The organism is Paenibacillus sp. Soil766, assembly GCF_001428105.1.
Taxonomy (GTDB): domain Bacteria; phylum Bacillota; class Bacilli; order Paenibacillales; family NBRC-103111; genus Paenibacillus_E.
In genome coordinates this window covers 1-14,962 of record NZ_LMSJ01000013.1, presented here as the reverse complement: position 1 = coordinate 14,962, position 14,962 = coordinate 1, and the positions used below count along the sequence as shown (strand labels likewise).

17 protein-coding genes and 15 tRNA genes are annotated in these 14,962 nt (G+C 43.7%); 31 read left to right on the top strand and 1 reads right to left on the bottom strand.

The window, feature by feature from the left end; genetic code table 11:
- On the bottom strand, positions 1-843 hold the full coding sequence (locus ASG89_RS11615; RefSeq protein WP_057310789.1) for a helix-turn-helix transcriptional regulator: 843 nt from the start codon (positions 841-843) through the stop codon (positions 1-3).
- Positions 844-993: 150 nt separating this feature from the next.
- On the opposite strand from ASG89_RS11615, the gene ASG89_RS11610 reads away from it, so the two are divergent.
- The 31 genes from ASG89_RS11610 (at position 994) to ASG89_RS35090 (ending at position 14,509) form a co-directional block, all read left to right on the top strand.
- On the top strand, positions 994-2,385 hold the full coding sequence (locus ASG89_RS11610; protein WP_235549722.1) for an MFS transporter: 1,392 nt from the start codon (positions 994-996) through the stop codon (positions 2,383-2,385).
- A gap of 182 nt (positions 2,386-2,567) precedes the next feature.
- Positions 2,568-3,080, top strand: coding sequence for an NUDIX hydrolase (locus ASG89_RS11605; protein WP_057310787.1), 513 nt, complete (start codon positions 2,568-2,570; stop codon positions 3,078-3,080).
- Positions 3,058-3,393 (top strand): GNAT family N-acetyltransferase, encoded by a 336-nt coding sequence (locus ASG89_RS11600; RefSeq protein WP_157276614.1) that lies wholly within the window; start codon positions 3,058-3,060, stop codon positions 3,391-3,393. The genes ASG89_RS11605 and ASG89_RS11600 overlap by 23 nt, the downstream gene beginning before the upstream one ends.
- The gene (locus tag ASG89_RS11595; RefSeq protein WP_057310783.1) at positions 3,383-3,949 is read left to right on the top strand and encodes an NUDIX hydrolase; all 567 of its coding nucleotides are present in this window, start codon (positions 3,383-3,385) and stop codon (positions 3,947-3,949) included. The genes ASG89_RS11600 and ASG89_RS11595 overlap by 11 nt, the downstream gene beginning before the upstream one ends.
- Positions 3,950-4,344: 395 nt before the next feature.
- The gene (locus ASG89_RS11590) at positions 4,345-4,539 is read left to right on the top strand and encodes a hypothetical protein (RefSeq protein WP_057310781.1); all 195 of its coding nucleotides are present in this window, start codon (positions 4,345-4,347) and stop codon (positions 4,537-4,539) included.
- Positions 4,540-4,750: 211 nt separating this feature from the next.
- Positions 4,751-6,343, top strand: a complete 1,593-nt coding sequence (locus tag ASG89_RS11585; protein WP_057310779.1) for an ATP-binding protein — start codon at positions 4,751-4,753, stop codon at positions 6,341-6,343.
- Positions 6,344-6,640: 297 nt separating this feature from the next.
- Positions 6,641-6,772 carry a hypothetical protein gene (locus tag ASG89_RS38200; RefSeq protein ID WP_268795613.1) on the top strand — a complete coding sequence of 44 codons (132 nt, stop codon included), beginning with the start codon at positions 6,641-6,643 and terminating at the stop codon, positions 6,770-6,772.
- A gap of 495 nt (positions 6,773-7,267) precedes the next feature.
- A tRNA-Cys gene (locus tag ASG89_RS11575) sits at positions 7,268-7,346 on the top strand.
- A 1-nt stretch (position 7,347) separates the two neighbouring features.
- Positions 7,348-7,425 (top strand) — tRNA-Glu (locus ASG89_RS11570).
- A gap of 4 nt (positions 7,426-7,429) precedes the next feature.
- Positions 7,430-7,505, top strand: a tRNA-Phe gene (locus ASG89_RS11565).
- A gap of 3 nt (positions 7,506-7,508) precedes the next feature.
- Positions 7,509-7,582 (top strand) — tRNA-Gln (locus tag ASG89_RS11560).
- 4 nt (positions 7,583-7,586) lie between these two features.
- Positions 7,587-7,673, top strand: a tRNA-Leu gene (locus ASG89_RS11555).
- Between the two features lie 3 nt (positions 7,674-7,676).
- Positions 7,677-7,751, top strand: a tRNA-Lys gene (locus ASG89_RS11550).
- 116 nt (positions 7,752-7,867) lie between these two features.
- Positions 7,868-7,940: transfer RNA gene (locus tag ASG89_RS36295), tRNA-OTHER, on the top strand.
- An 81-nt stretch (positions 7,941-8,021) separates the two neighbouring features.
- Positions 8,022-8,097, top strand: a tRNA-His gene (locus ASG89_RS11540).
- 4 nt (positions 8,098-8,101) lie between these two features.
- Positions 8,102-8,175: transfer RNA gene (locus ASG89_RS11535), tRNA-Gln, on the top strand.
- A gap of 1 nt (position 8,176) precedes the next feature.
- Positions 8,177-8,261, top strand: a tRNA-Leu gene (locus ASG89_RS36290).
- 96 nt (positions 8,262-8,357) lie between these two features.
- Positions 8,358-8,434, top strand: a tRNA-Pro gene (locus ASG89_RS11525).
- Between the two features lie 9 nt (positions 8,435-8,443).
- Positions 8,444-8,521 (top strand) — tRNA-Glu (locus ASG89_RS11520).
- Between the two features lie 58 nt (positions 8,522-8,579).
- Positions 8,580-8,660: transfer RNA gene (locus ASG89_RS11515), tRNA-Ile, on the top strand.
- Positions 8,661-8,794: 134 nt separating this feature from the next.
- Positions 8,795-8,877 (top strand) — tRNA-Tyr (locus ASG89_RS36285).
- Between the two features lie 5 nt (positions 8,878-8,882).
- Positions 8,883-8,956, top strand: a tRNA-Gln gene (locus ASG89_RS11510).
- 91 nt (positions 8,957-9,047) lie between these two features.
- On the top strand, positions 9,048-9,587 hold the full coding sequence (locus ASG89_RS11505; protein ID WP_235549721.1) for a ribonuclease H-like YkuK family protein: 540 nt from the start codon (positions 9,048-9,050) through the stop codon (positions 9,585-9,587).
- A 336-nt stretch (positions 9,588-9,923) separates the two neighbouring features.
- The gene (locus ASG89_RS11500; RefSeq protein WP_057310773.1) at positions 9,924-11,006 is read left to right on the top strand and encodes an S-layer homology domain-containing protein; all 1,083 of its coding nucleotides are present in this window, start codon (positions 9,924-9,926) and stop codon (positions 11,004-11,006) included.
- Positions 11,007-11,096: 90 nt separating this feature from the next.
- On the top strand, positions 11,097-11,258 hold the full coding sequence (locus ASG89_RS36280) for a hypothetical protein (protein WP_157276613.1): 162 nt from the start codon (positions 11,097-11,099) through the stop codon (positions 11,256-11,258).
- Between the two features lie 204 nt (positions 11,259-11,462).
- Entirely contained in the window at positions 11,463-12,266 is an 804-nt protein-coding gene (locus ASG89_RS11495; RefSeq protein WP_057310771.1) for a cadherin-like beta sandwich domain-containing protein, read from the top strand.
- Entirely contained in the window at positions 12,235-12,582 is a 348-nt protein-coding gene (locus ASG89_RS35550; RefSeq protein ID WP_162259693.1) for a cadherin-like beta sandwich domain-containing protein, read from the top strand. Before ASG89_RS11495 ends, ASG89_RS35550 begins: the two co-directional genes overlap by 32 nt.
- Entirely contained in the window at positions 12,530-12,904 is a 375-nt protein-coding gene (locus ASG89_RS37615) for a hypothetical protein (RefSeq protein ID WP_057310769.1), read from the top strand. The genes ASG89_RS35550 and ASG89_RS37615 overlap by 53 nt, the downstream gene beginning before the upstream one ends.
- Positions 12,883-13,590 (top strand): discoidin domain-containing protein, encoded by a 708-nt coding sequence (locus ASG89_RS11485; RefSeq protein ID WP_057310767.1) that lies wholly within the window; start codon positions 12,883-12,885, stop codon positions 13,588-13,590. The genes ASG89_RS37615 and ASG89_RS11485 overlap by 22 nt, the downstream gene beginning before the upstream one ends.
- Positions 13,591-13,685: 95 nt before the next feature.
- Positions 13,686-13,973, top strand: coding sequence for a hypothetical protein (locus ASG89_RS35545; protein ID WP_057310765.1), 288 nt, complete (start codon positions 13,686-13,688; stop codon positions 13,971-13,973).
- On the top strand, positions 13,934-14,509 hold the full coding sequence (locus ASG89_RS35090) for a sugar phosphate isomerase/epimerase family protein (protein ID WP_082592998.1): 576 nt from the start codon (positions 13,934-13,936) through the stop codon (positions 14,507-14,509). Before ASG89_RS35545 ends, ASG89_RS35090 begins: the two co-directional genes overlap by 40 nt.
- Positions 14,510-14,962: the final 453 nt, after the last annotated feature.

Below are 14,962 nucleotides of genomic sequence, written 5' to 3'. Positions count from 1 at the left end.
TCAATTACTCGATAAAAGCTTATTAAGCTTGGGGATCGTATCGTTATCGTTTGCCGGTATATTAATCGTGACCGTAAGGTGGGGAGAATCAGATACAAGAAAAGAAATTTGATCAAATACAAGTAGTCCGGCCGTCGGATGATGATTAATTTTCTTTCCTTCTGGACCATTCAGAACATCGTGCTGGGGCCACCATGCCCTGAATTCCGCGCTTACCTGATTCAAATCCCCGATGAGTTCCATCCACCAAGGATCACCGGCGAATTTACCGTAGCTGGCGCGAAAATGAGCTAAACGATGCCGGGCATGCCTTTCCCAGTTTCCTTGAAGCAATTCACGCACGTATTGCGAAGTGAACGTCCGCCAAACAGTATTTCGCTCGAGCTTCGACATAGCCCCATAATCCCCATAAATCAAATTTGCAGCCTTGTTCCATGCAACAATATTTAGGCGTTGATCGGTAACATAGGCTGGACTCGTACCTTGTAGGTCAAGGAAGTTCTGAAGTGTCAGACTAATGGTGTTTTCGACTGGTGTCAGATCGGCAGGCAGCTGCTGGAGGGCCAGTAAAAATAAATGCTTGCGCTCATTCAAATCAAGCTGGAGAGCCAGGGCAATGTTTTCTAGCACTTGAGCCGATACCTGAATATTTCGCGCTTGTTCCAGCCATGTGTACCAGTCCACACTGACGCCCGAGAGTTGCGCCACTTCGCCGCGTCTAAGTCCCGGCGTGCGCCGGCGGCCTCCATTAGGTAGACCAGCTTGCTCGGGTGAAATACGGGCGCGACGTGTCCTCAAAAACTGAGCCAGCTCATCAAGCCGCGTATTGTTTGATTGTTCCATAAATTTGATCCTGCTCTCCTTGTCAGACTCATATCGTAGGAGAATTCCTCCTATGATAAACCCTCATCTTATTCTAGTATACAATTCATTATACACTATGACTGAGACGAAACTGCGAATACTTAATATTGTAATGAAAGGGGACTTACTTTGGAAAAAGAAATGCAAATACAGTCCAACAGAACCGACAAGCTGGCCAAAGGGCTGTTGCTTCTCGGACTTTCACTCGGATACTTTATGGTGCTCTTGGATATGACGGTTGTGAGCGTCGCACTACCTGCGATTCGCGCCGAGTTGGGTGGGGGGATATCCGGTCTTCAATGGGTGGTCAATGCCTACACGATCGTGTTTGCGAGTTTCCTGCTATCAATGGGTGCCTTTGCTGACAAACTTGGGGCTAAACGTGTCTATACAGGCGGTCTGGCCCTATTTCTCGCAGCATCAGCCATTTCGGCAGCAGTTTCGACGCTAGGCGCGCTTATCGGCCTACGTACAATACTCGGTATAGGAGGCGCAGCTCTGATGCCAGCCTCACTTACACTGCTTGCCCATGCCTACCCTGGACCAGCTGAACGTGCCCGAGCGCTTGGCAGTTGGGCAGCGGTTACCGGGGCAGCGATGGCGGCAGGACCTGTTGTCGGCGGGCTATTGGTGGACTCGTTCGGTTGGCGCAGCATTTTCCTTCTTAACGTGCCGCTTGCAGGCATTAGCTTAATCATGACTTTCCTATTCGTCCGGGAAACGGACCGTAAACCGCGGAAAAGCTTTGACTTTTGGGGGCAAATCACGGTCATTGTCGCCATAGCTGCATTGTCGTTCGGACTGATGGAGGGGGAAACGTACGGATGGAATTCCCCGGTTATTTTTGCATCATTTAGTCTGGCTCTGTTGAGCGCTATCCTATTTTTGATTGTTGAGGCGAAAGGCAAGACACCATTACTTCCATTACGGCTATTTAGGAATGCGACGGTATCAGCCGGAATGCTTGCCGGGATGGCGATTAACATCGGCCTATCTGGAATTCTATTTGTACTGCCATTATTTTTTCAACAAACGCGAGGATTATCGGCCCACATAGCCGGACTCGCGCTCCTTCCAATGATGATACCACTGGCCTTAAATCCAATTCTGACTGGTCGAATTGTTGGCAGAATCGGAGCGCGTATACCGATGACTCTCGGCTTTAGCCTTGGTGCAGTGGGTACACTGCTGCAAGTCTGGACGGAAGTGAACACGAGCTATGTCATTACTATGATTGGATTGCTGCTGATCGGTTTCGGAGTGTCCTTTACGATTCCCTCGTTGATGGCGGCCGTAATCTCTTCCGTCCCGAAGGAACAGACCGGTGCAGTTTCAGGCGCTCTAAATTCAAGCCGCCAGCTTGGCGCGACGCTGGGGGTCGCCATCCTCGGCTCGATTCTGAGTGGCAGCAAATCGTTTATTGACGGAATGCATATGTCACTTATCGTTACAACTATTATATTGTTCGGCGGCAGTTTGCTATCGTTCGCATTTATCGGCAGAAAACAAGAACGGCAATAAACGAAGGCTTCACATAATTGAATAAACCATTTGTTAAATTAACGAGAAACATTAGCTGAATAACAAGACCTTGCAGGCCGCCGTTGATAAATTAGGTGGCCTATTCCGCTAACGGGCAGGATACAGGGAATATCTCCTAGAATAATAGAGATGTGTTATAGTCTCTGTGCGGGGTGTTTTTATTGAACGAAAATGAAAAATGGCATCGGCATTTAGGTGCGTATGGGATTTGCATGATTGAAGAAAAGCTATTAGTCATTCATAAAGGGAATGGTCCATACATTGGGCGATATGACCTTCCTGGAGGAACAGTTGAAGCTAATGAATCGTTAGTAGAAGCTGTGAAAAGAGAGTTCATTGAGGAATCAGGAATTAACATCGACATTAAAAGGAACGTCGGTGTTTGTGATTTTTTAATCCCTTATGAACTTCCTAAAAGAGGTACTACGCATATTCATCATGTAGCTGTGATTTATTTGGTCCAATACATTTCTGGAATACTATCAAAGAATCCTGAAAAATTCGAAGGACAAGATTCTTTAGGGGCATTTTGGTTGCCAATTAATGAAATCAATTCTTCTAATTCCTCTCCACTTGTTGTTGAAGCAAAAGAATGGATAAAGACAGAACAGTTATCGCTTGAATCTCAGCGATTGGATGATTGGGCGGTATTTGGAAAAAACGCATTTAACTAATGAAAACGATAGCACAATAAGGCTGACTGCTTATTCGGGCAGATATATAATAGATATAAATGGAGGACAAGATATGATACTTAATTTTGAAACAAATCGCTTATTCCTTCGGCTTTTCGAACCATCTGATGCAAAAATGGTTCAAGTATTAGCTGGGAACGTAGAAGTAGCAGGCACAACTCTTTCGATTCCTCATCCATATCCAGATGGGGTAGCTGAAGGATGGATTGAAGCCACCCGTCAATCTTTCGAAAAAGGGGATAGTTATACTTTCGCTATGGTAAAAAAGGAAGATGAATTACATGGATATTAATGAAAACGTTAGTACCGCTGGGGTTTATGTTAATATTACTGGTTTATTTCCTTTTCAAGTTGGTCCTACAAAATCTGGAACAACATTAGGTGTTGTTAGATTGGGTGGTCACAAAGAAATCGGTGAGACAGGTTGGGAATGTGCTTCACGAGAAGCATATGAGGAGGCAACACTTCGTTTAACCCCGATTAAACCCCCAGCTACATACTGGTATGATGCTTCTGATAATCTCAAATTGATTCCTGGAGGCTGGCAAGAAGGTGACATTGAACCGATACTGGTTGGAAAACGAATGGATAGCGATCAATTAACTACAATATATTTAGCCATATCACAAGATGTCCCTGTACCTGCTGCTGAAACGAAGGGTATCTTGTTACTTAATCAATCCGATATTGTAAAGATTGTAACGAATGAAATAACACTCGGACAATATCTTGAATCGGGTGGAAAAGCTGTGTTCAATGAAACCCTCCCGCTACATTTTATCTTGGAACCATTTCCTCACCTCCGACTACTTAAAACTTTAATTAGTATACATCCAGAAATAGTATAAAGCGTGACCACTTAACTAACGGGAGAACTATAGCTCAATAATCTAGACGAAAAGGCAACCGACTAAACCGGTTGCCTTTTGAACAAATGGAATTAAGTGGATAATTCCAGGGGGATTCCCACCAACGAATCATTTTTTGAAAGAGGTGTTTCTCTTGTATAAGTTCATAAAAATGATAGTATTCATTTTATTGTTTGGATCTATTTATTACCTTACTTTAATAACTATACGCTTCATAATATTGGATCACTTAAATGTGCGATTACAAATTCAAAGTCTTATTCAAGTAATTAGTTTATTTATTATTGCAATTACATCACTTATTCTAACGGCAACTTTATCAAGATATTTGTTTAAACATAATCATTAGAACGCTAAAAGAAAGAGGGAGAATTTTGAAAAAAACGAAAAAAGTAATCCTTCTAAGTGCCTTAATATTAGTTATTAATATTGTATTCATTAAAGATAAATTTCCTATTATTGATGAACTATCAAGTGTAATGCAAAATGAATTTGATGTTGTATTAGACGAAAAAACGAATAAAGTCTCTTTAGAAAAAGATGGAGTATATCAGAGTATTGGTTTTTGAATAGATATAGACAAAACTCTTTACATCGCTAACAGTGTAGGGGAAAATAAGGATTAGTATCACATGTAGACGAATCCCTTCGGTAATCGATGGGGTCTTTAGCATACAATTCTGCTAAATTCACTCGTTGCCACTACTATCTGCAGCAGTAAGAATTGTTAATTTCAAATTTAATGATATTTGAACTTGCTATTAAATTGAGGAGAATCATATGAATGAATGGATCGTAAATTCCCGACAAAGGTGTTTGGAACGGGGGATGGACCCCTTGAAAATACCTACTCCGGGGTTAAAGTTATCAGCAATACAACTTCTTGAAGAGAAGGACAAATATAGAGATATCCTTGTTGTCACCAAATATTTTTCAGAAAAAATATTATCATTCTTGTCGGGGACGCCTCATCTAATAGTTGTAAGCAATGACACTGGCTACCTTTTAGATAATTATGGTGACAAAACTATGAAATCGATGATAAATCAATTAGGCATCAAAAGTGGCATTAAGTGTGATGAAGAATTTATGGGGACAAACGTAGTAGCTCTGGCACTTCAAGAACAAAAGCCTATTCAAATTATAGGTGCGGAACACTACCATACGATGTTGGAGAATGCTGCTTGTTACTGCGTTCCATTCCATTTCACAAATTACCACAACCTCTCAGGTGCTATTTCAATCATGACTTCTGTCGAGCATCATAATCATACTTATTTAGCTCTGCTTGCAAATATGGTGGACTCTATTGAACGAGAATTGTCACTACGCCTCACAAATCATAATCAAAACCTCATACAGCAGCTTGTAGTCGATAATATGCGAAATGGTATCATCATGACAGATGAGAGAGGAATCATTACAGAATTTAATGCTTATGCAGAAAAGATAACGGGAAGAAATCGACTGAGCGTTACAGGCACACCAGTTTTTCCATTTGAACATTTTGGTAGCTATTTCTATCAAGCACTCAAATATCGTAAACAGTGTGAAAATATCGAGCTCACTTTTCGTTATTCATTAGATCAAGAAAATGTGTGTCTCTTTGATGTGCTGCCAATCTTAAATGAACGTGGTGAATTACTTGGTGCATTCGCTCAGTTTCGTGACATCACAGAACGAGTAATCTTGGAGAAGCAAATCATTAACTCGGAAAAATTCTCAGCAATTGGGAAAATGGCAGCTGGATTAGCTCATGAGATTCGGAATCCATTAACCTCAATTATTGGCTTTTTCCAGCTCTTACAGCGGTCTAATGATCAACAAAAATTTCAGAACTACGTTGGTTTAATTAATATTGAGCTTCAAAGTATGAAGCAATTGGTCTCGGATTTTGTAGTCATGGCGAAGCCTAGTACTCCAGAGAGAAGAGCAATTGATATGAAAGAATTATTGAAAGACACCATACGCTTTATGAATAGTCAAGCCATTTTGAAAAACACATCAATTACAGCTATCTACGATGATGAATTAACGATAGCGATGATTGACCCTTCTCAGATTAAACAAGTATTAGTTAACCTTCTTCAGAACGCAATTGAATCCATTGAAAAGAATGGATTTATTCAACTATGTACTGAATTAGATACTGACAATCAAGAATTTAAGATCATCATTGAAGATAACGGGGTGGGAATGACGAAAGAAGAACTTGATCAGATATTGAATCCTTTTTTTACAACAAAAGAAAATGGTGTAGGCCTTGGATTGTCAATTTGTTATCGTATTATTGAAAATCACAAGGGATATATGACAGCTACCTCTCGCAAAGGATTTGGAACAAGGTTCGAGGTTACTTTACCGCTTGTATAGTAAAGGATCCACGAATTACTAAGCCATTTTCTTGATGACTATCATCGATTTAGTGCAATGCACACGTTGTGGCTATTAGGAAATTGTCTAGGTTTATTAACGCGGCTTCGGATCTTCTTGGTTAGAACAAACACAATTACGAGAAGGTTGAACTCACCGAAATTCTCGAAAAAACAACTGTTTTTGAGGACTAATTTGCTATGAAAAATGATAAATAAAAAATGTTCTTGACAATTGGAAATACCTGCATATATGATTAGAAACATCAAATCAAACTGAGAGAGGGAGGGAAACGATATGTGGAAACTTAACGGTAATGATCAACATTTTAACATTCAGCCGAATGGGTGCGAGTTTTACGAGCAACCTTTATTTCCTGTTATCGCGATCCCGAACTCCCTAAATATGCGGCAGTTTTTCGAGGTGTAGTTTCGCTCCTCATAAACACGTGAAAAAGGGTTGTCAGGATCGTTAATGCGATCTGGCAACCCTATTTTTATTGAATTGCGAGCAAAATTAATTTGAAAAATAAGTCTTGACAGGTAAAATTATCCTGTGTTACGATTCGAAACATGAAATTGATGAAGGAGGAAACGAACCATGAATGCTCACGAAATTAAGTTTTACACGGAGAAACAAGAACAGCAATTACCCGAGTTATTCCTAAATCAGTGTGGACACTGGTTCGAATTTATCCAACATCATACGTTTGCCTTTTACGCTTATATACATCGGAGATTTTTGTTTCGCGAGGTTGTCCCGCTGCGATTTTGTAGCAGCTAATCCACTTTCGTGCTAACAAAATAGTTTCCATGCGTAAAGGCTACTCTCCATGGTGGCCTTTCTTCATGCCAAATGAAGGAAGGGACGTTGAAGGTAGCTTTTTATTATGCCCAAATAACCAAACATATGTTCTAAAAATATGCACTTGTAGCGAAACGGCCAAAACGCGAAGGTCTGCAAAACTTTTATCTCATGGTTTCGAATCCCATCAAATGTTCCATGGCGGCATGGTGAAGTGGTCCTAACACACTGCTCTTTCACAGCAGCATTCGTGAGTTCGAATCTCACTGCCGTCACCAAAATCGAAGGATAGCAAAGATGGTCTATGCGGAAGATTGAAACTCCTCAGATCTCGGTTCGATCCCGAGTCCTTCGGCCATATTGCCTGATAGCCAAGAGGAAAGGCTGGTGGCTTTGACCCACCGATCGGAGGTTCGATCCCTTCTCAGGCAGCCAAATTGCACCTGTGCTTGGAATGGCAGACAGGTCACGTTTAAATCGTGATGCCCGAAATGGTGTGGGGGTTCAAGTCCCTCCAGGTGCACCAATTGGGTCCTTAGCTCAATGGTAGAGCAATCGACTTTTAATCGATTGGTCGAGAGTTCAAATCTCTCAGGACCCACCAATATTCATACGAATGGGATCATCAAACAGTCTACCGATAAACGACGGGCAACAGATAGCGGGGCATTACCGCAGCTATCTCCATCGGGGTATAGCTCAGTTCGGTAGAGTGCGTTTGCGGTATTGGTTTAATAGTAATCAAATACCTTCCAAACATTGGAAACAGGTTAGATTCCCGTATACCGCGCCAAGGTCAGGTAGCTCCCAAAGGTAGAGCATCGGTCAGAAAAAAAGGAGTGTTGGCGGTTCGATCCCGCTTCAGACCACTATGGAGGTCGTGGTGAAATGGATAACACGTCGGGTTGTGACCCCGATATGAGCCAGTTCGATTCTGGTCGATCTCCCCAATATTGCCCCTTAGCCAAGTGGTATGGCAACGGTCTTTGACTCCGTGATCCTTGGTTCGATTCCAGGAGGGGGAGCCATGCGGTTGTGATGAAATGGCAGACATGCGGGATTTAACCCCCCGTGAGCGAAAGCTCAACTGTGAGTTCAAGTCTCACCAACCGCACTAGTTTGAGAGAATATCTAAGCGGCTTAACGCAGCTGGTTGTAACCCGGCTCCCTTATGGGTTCGTCGGTTCGAATCGGTCTCTTCTCACCAAATCGGGATGTAGTTCAGCTTGGTAGAACGCTAGTCTTGGGAACAAGTCGTCGTCGGTTCGAATCCGGCCATCCTGACCAAACCATCATGACGTGGTGGTGAAACTGGACAAACACACCGGCCTTTCACGTCGGGATCTGCGGGTTCGAGCCCCGTCCACGTCACCAAAAAATAAAAAATGGTCTCATAGTTCAGGGGTTCAAGTCACCTTGGGACAGCCAATATGTTTACGTAGCTCAGACAGGTAGAGCAATGGCCTGATAAGCCCGAGGTCAATGGTTCGTTCGATTCCATTCGTAAACACCAATCTTATAGGGGTATAGCCCAGCGGTAAGGCAGCACGAGTCTGCCTCCAAAACAGACTGTGATGGGTTCGATGACCATGACCGTGTCTAACGACAATTATGAGTTCGAGTCTCATGGAGCGCACCAATATATACGTGACGATGGGCGAGAAGTTGATGCCGCCAGATTGTAAATCTGGTCCTTAAACAACGCGCAGGTTCGAATCCTACTCGTCACACTCATAGGAGCTTCGCCAAGTGGTAAGGCAGCGGCCTTTGACGCCGATATCGTTGGTTCGACCCCAGCAGCTCCTGCCAAAATAAAAATTCTAATCTGAAAGGAAGAGAGACCCGTTGAGGTATAGGTGATGATATGAAAAGGAACCCGAAAATACCCTGGATTCACAACATGGAATTTACAAACACAGCCGAACGAAGAATGGAAATCGACACCGTCTTCTCTCGCATCGAGTCCTTTATGAGAATGGAGCCGCATGCAACCTACAATTTGATAATTGGTACGGACGGTCATGTCCACCGTGGTTATACCAAGATGATCACAGGTATAATCATACGGCGCGAAAATAGAGGGGCATGGGCATGTTACCGGCAAGTTATTATCCCTCGTCAGATCATGTCGGTACGCGATAAGCTTTCTACCGAGACTAGCTTAAGCGAGGAAATTGCTTGCTACTTCGATGATCAAAAGAGAAGTCAGCTGGAGGACATTCTCCTTCCTTTCGTCTACCATGGTGCTGCTCTTGATAATTTTATCCATATTGATGCAGGACATGATAAAGCAGTTAGCAAAACGGCGCTTTATGTTTCGGAAATGGTCGATCGTGTTGAATCCCTGGGTTGGCTACCTGTCATAAAACCAGATTCCTATGCGGCATCCTCCTACGCTGACCGATATTCAAAAAACAGCAATATTCCCGCCGTTCGGTGAAAATAAAGTGTTAGACTGAAAATAAAGGGAGCACAGTTACTGAAAGATGAATGGTCTTTCTCTCCAATCAACATGCCATCTCTGAAACAGGAAATTAACTACAACCAAACCACGACTTCTTTCGGAATACAAGGACTATTTTTCTGCTAAACACTCTTCTGGCAAGTGGTATCTTAGAGAAGAGAAGATGAAGGAGCTTTATAATTTTGAGAAATTCGATGAGAAGTCGCTCAACCAGCTACTTCAATCCATTGGTAAATCTGATTGTAATGAAATAAGCCAATTGCCCCTAGAAACAGTAAAACACAGATTGACAGCGCCGCCTTTCTGGAGGCCTTGAAACAGGCAATTCCTAGTGAAAAGGGCTTGCGAAAGGTCAGTATTAAGGTGGAGTCAGTTGAGCAAGCAACATCTTTTGTCATCGACCTCCCTATTAATGAGATGAAAGGACAGGAAGATAAGCTGCTAGTGGAGATCAGCACTCCTCTGGGCACTGTGACGTTGCCGGGAGAATTGATTCCCATATCAACATCTGAGCAGTCACGATTGACTCTTCTTTTAGAGCCTGCCGAACCTTCTAATCTGAATAGCAAAACCAAAGAGGCAATAGGCAATCGCACAATGATTAAGGTGAGCTTGCTAACGGATCGCTTGCTTCCTACTCAGGAGACATTGCTTCCGTCCATTGGAATCTCCTTGCCGTATACGCCTACAGCAGAAGAACTAAAGAACGCGGAGCATATTGTTGTTTGGCGCATTGGCACAGATGGAACGCCTATTGCTGTGGTGGACGGTAAATACAACCATGCATCAGGTATGGTTACCTTCCATGACCGTAATTTGAACGAAGCTGTCTACGCCATAACGTTTGTTGAGAAAACCTTCCAGGATACAGCTGCTTACAAGTGGGCTGAGGAGGCTACCTCCGTGCTTGCTTCCAAGGGAATCATTCATGGCACCTCCGAATCAACCTTTGCCCCTGGAGAACTGATATCGCGAGCGGACTTTCTTATGCTGCTGATTCATTCCTTGGGATTGACAGCAGACATGGAGACCAATTTCAGCGATGTGGATAAGAACGCTTATTTCGCTAAGGCTGTGGGCATTGCCTTTAGTTTGGGAATAACCGAGGGAACAGGCGGCGATCGCTTCGAGCCAGAGTCTTTTATCTCCCGTCAGGATATATTTACATTGACAGCCCGAGCTCTGAATATTGCTGATAAGTTAGAGAATACAGGGAGCAAATCTGATCTCTCCATTTTCGCCGACCACGCTGTGGTGGCTGAGTATGCCAGGGAAAGTGTAACGCTACTAACGGCCGCCGGCATTCTTCAAGGTGATGGTCATGGCATACGTCCTTTGGATGAGATTACCAGAGCGGAAGCTGCGGTCATGTTGTATCGGGTATATAACAAGTAAGCGCGTCTGGGCGAGGGATGAAAGTTGCTGTATCGGCCTTCGCCCGGACATTTACTTAGCGGTGGCATCTTTTTCGAGGAGGATGAAAATTTGAAACCCAAAAGAATTACCATACTAGCCTCTATTTTTCTAATGATGCTTAGCTTGCTAGCAAGCAATGTTCCCTATGTGCAAGCTGCTTCTCTAGAAGATGCCTTGGGCAGTCATGATATTGTCATTGACAACAGTAGCCCAGGAGTAACGATAGATTGAGTTTGGGGCAGCACCTCAACCGCCAGTAATCCCGATAGGTCCATAGGAAGCGATTACAGAACTGTAGGACTCTCCTCTCAAAGCGGGCAATTTATTCAATACAATACATCAGCTGCCTTTCAAGAAGGAAAATATCGGGTTTATTTATCGGTTTACAGATCCCAGTCAAGTCGCTCCACTAACGTACCTGTCGATATTTCCCATTTGAATGGCTCCGGTGTACAGACGCTTAGTTCTGTTACGATCAGCCAGAAGGGGAGCAGCGGTGCCGTTTGGATTTCGTTAGGAGAATTTGATTTTGGGGCAAGCGGAAGCAATTATATAAAAATAAAAGTGGACGGTGCTGACAACTTCGTACTGGCCGATGCCGTGCGATTTCAACCGATGTTTACTCCAACTCCGCCAACACTGAGCAGCGATGCGACTCTGTCCAGTCTTGCAGTTCAACCCGGAACACTGGATTTCAATCCCCTGGTAAAGGACTATCAGTTGGATGTCGCTGGAAGTGTCTACAGCAGCATTGACATTACACCGACGGTTGCCTCGGCAGTGTACAAGAGTTTGAAGATTAATGGGCAGGAAACGGTATCGGGCAGCACCTATATGGTCCAATTGGCGCCAGGTATGAACACTATTCCCATTGAGGTCAGGGCGCAGGACGATACAGCTACCACATATACCTTACAGGTAAACCGAATTTTTCTGAGCAATGATGCCAGCTTGAGCAGTTTGACTCTCAGTAGGGGAATGTTGGATTTTCATTCTGAAATCACCAGCTATCAAGTGGATGTGGGAGATCAAGTGAATAGCCTGGAGGTGACCCCAGTCGTCCTGTCGTCTGTTTACAAAAGCCTTACCATTAATGGTACTCCTCATTTCTCAAATGTACCTTACCTAGTAGAATTATCGGTTGAACAATCCGATCAACATTCTAGTAACGGCTCAGGATGGAACGGAGAAGGCGTACAGCGTTCTGGTGACCAAACAGGGAGCAGCAGCTACGCTTAGCAGCCTGGAGCTATCTCTCGGAGCGTTGAACTTTAGTCCGTGGCGGACCGAATACAGCATTTATGTGGGCAACAATGTGGATCGACTTTCATTGACGCCTGTCTCAACTTCCAGCTTCTACGATCATATGACGATCAATGGCAGCCCGCATGTAACGGGTACGGCTTATAATGTTTCCTTGGCGGTGGGGGACAATCCGGTTACCATCGCCGTGGCTTCCAAGGAGCAGCGGGAGATGGTGTACACCGTCCATATTACACGTCTTGAAGGCGAATGCACAGCTGGTCAATGGTGTAACTACACTTGCAGAGGATAAGCTGGCTGAGGCACTCGGGGTACATGTGCTTCGGGACTCGTCAGGACTGCTAGTTTATAGCGATTTCCCTTTTCATTTCTCAGGCAATGATGATGCTGCACTGAAGGTAGAGCTGTTCAATCTGCTGAACCTCCGTTTGAAGGTGGATGGAGAATATGTCACATTTTTCAATCCGAAGCAGGGCATAACGGAGTTGGTATTTACACATTTACGTTTGTGGAAGACCAGACGTCGGAGAACGCCTCACAGCAGCTGGCCGGGCTCAAAGTATCCATTGAAGGTGAGGAGGAAGTGGAATTCGTGCCTACATGGATTCATGTAACTTACGTGGATGCCAATGATGGTTATGCTAACGTGAACACACCTGATCGGACAATTGATAATGATCTGAACACCAGATGGTCGGCTACCAGTCAAGGTGAGGTGAATTGGATACGTTACGATCTGGGGAATAAAGTAAATGTTCATTCGATGTCCGTGTCAGGTTATTTAGGGAATGAACGTTCATACAATTTCGAAGTGGAAATTTCCGATGATGGTTTATACTGGCAGCCTTTACTTCCCATGCAGTCTACCAGCGGAACCACACTATTCCCGGAGATGTTCCAGCTAGGAGACGTCCAGACCCGCTTTATCAGGCTGCAGTCGTATGGTTATGGTCCCACGAAGGATGGCTGGAATGGGTTCTCAGAGGTTCGCTTCTATACCAACCAAGAGCAGGCCAATTTGGATGCTTCCAAATGGGATGAATATTTCGCCCCTTCTTCTAACAAGGTGGGTGACCAGCTTAAGCTGTCGTTGAAGGGAGTATCGTCAGACGGAACAGATTATAATTTAAATCCCGAGACGACCTCCATAGCATTCTTTACAGATAATGCTACCATAGCACAGGTGGATCAGACGGGTAGTATTGTTCTCGTAAGAGAGGGAGATGCGCGTATTACCGTCATGGCGACCCAAGGAGATGTTGTCCGAATAAGCAGTCTTATTATCAGTGTGAGTAATTAAAGTAGTAAGATCTCAACGGAACTGTACTCACTAACGTAATGGAACCGTCTGTAGAGAAATCTACACTGACGGTTCCCAATAAAGGAGAAAATAAGATGCCAAGTGTAAAAATAACGTGTTTCGCAGATGAGATTTCACACGATTTGGTGGAACAAATGGATGTGTTGCAGCAGGAAGGGATTACCCACCTCGAGCTTCGCAATGTTTGGGGGAAAAATGTGCTGGATTTGTCAGATGAAGAACTTAAGAAAGTGCGAGAAGCTGCTGAAGCGCGCGGTTTTGCGATTTCTTCCATTGGTTCCCCGCTTGGCAAATACCCGGTTGTTAATGATTTCGCACCGCAATTAGAAGGGCTGCAGCGAGGTATACGAGCTGCAAGCTGAATACACCGTATATCCGCATTTTCTCGTTTCAGCCTCCGAAAGGAGCGAATTTAGATGAATGCAGAGACAAAGTGCTTCGCAGAATGAAACACTTCACGGATGTGGCCGAACAGCATGGCGTTATCCTGATTCTTGAAAATGACTGCGGACTCTACGGCTCGAAAGATGACCGCTGCGTTGAAATTTTGCAACACTGTCAATCACTTTCGCTCCGCTTTGCTTTTGATTCAGGGAATTTCGTCAAAGATGATGTGAATACCATGGACGATGCTTATCCGAAACTCGCGGAGTACACCGATTATGTACATATCAAGGATGCAACTTCTTTGCCAAAGCAATTTGTACCAGCAGGTGAGGGTGATGGAGATATTCTAAGGTTGCTGATTGCTCTTAAAGAACGCAAGTACGACGGATTTCTCTCCGTTGAACCGCATTTGGATCATTATTTGCCTCATGCCAGTAATCCTAAACGAGCTGTAACGGCGATTCGAGCTTTAAAAGATTTGTTGATTCGCGCCGATATGCAGTGGATTTAAGAGCGCCTATCCTTCGTCTAGTCTTTACAGACATTGTTCTGTGAAGACTTATTTTTCTTGTTCTGTCATAGGAAGTGGGTAAGACAGTCTGACATTTTTCCTAGATAAAGGTTTTTTAAGGGGATTTTACGTTACTTCGTATCCACAACCTCGAAAAATCCGACAACACAGGGGAACATTTGGAAGATTGGATCTCCAAGATGGTGCAGAAGTGTTTGATATTAAAAAAGGAGAGATAATTCAATATGCGGATTCTTTCATATTAATCAATTTTTTTTGATTAAATCATTGACTCCACTTTTTATAAGTGGTAAATTTAGGTTGCAAATTAAATCAAAAAAACTTGATTAAATAGTTAGAGCAGCGGTACTATGTCAAGACCCTAATTGGAAAAAATCTTGAAGGTCCGTTACTTTTTTAGGGGGTGAGCCTAAAAAAGAGCATACCAAACTA

Excerpts from the sequence above, each read along its gene's own strand:
- ASG89_RS11615 (WP_057310789.1), bottom strand. The coding sequence starts at position 843 with ATGGAACAATCAAACAATACGCGGCTTGATGAGCTGGCTCAGTTTTTG.
- ASG89_RS11595 (WP_057310783.1), top strand. The coding sequence starts at position 3,383 with ATGGATATTAATGAAAACGTTAGTACCGCTGGGGTTTATGTTAATATT.
- ASG89_RS11585 (WP_057310779.1), top strand. The coding sequence starts at position 4,751 with ATGAATGAATGGATCGTAAATTCCCGACAAAGGTGTTTGGAACGGGGG.
- ASG89_RS38200 (WP_268795613.1), top strand. The coding sequence starts at position 6,641 with ATGTGGAAACTTAACGGTAATGATCAACATTTTAACATTCAGCCGAAT.
- ASG89_RS11505 (WP_235549721.1), top strand. The coding sequence starts at position 9,048 with ATGGAATTTACAAACACAGCCGAACGAAGAATGGAAATCGACACCGTC.
- ASG89_RS35545 (WP_057310765.1), top strand. The coding sequence starts at position 13,686 with ATGCCAAGTGTAAAAATAACGTGTTTCGCAGATGAGATTTCACACGAT.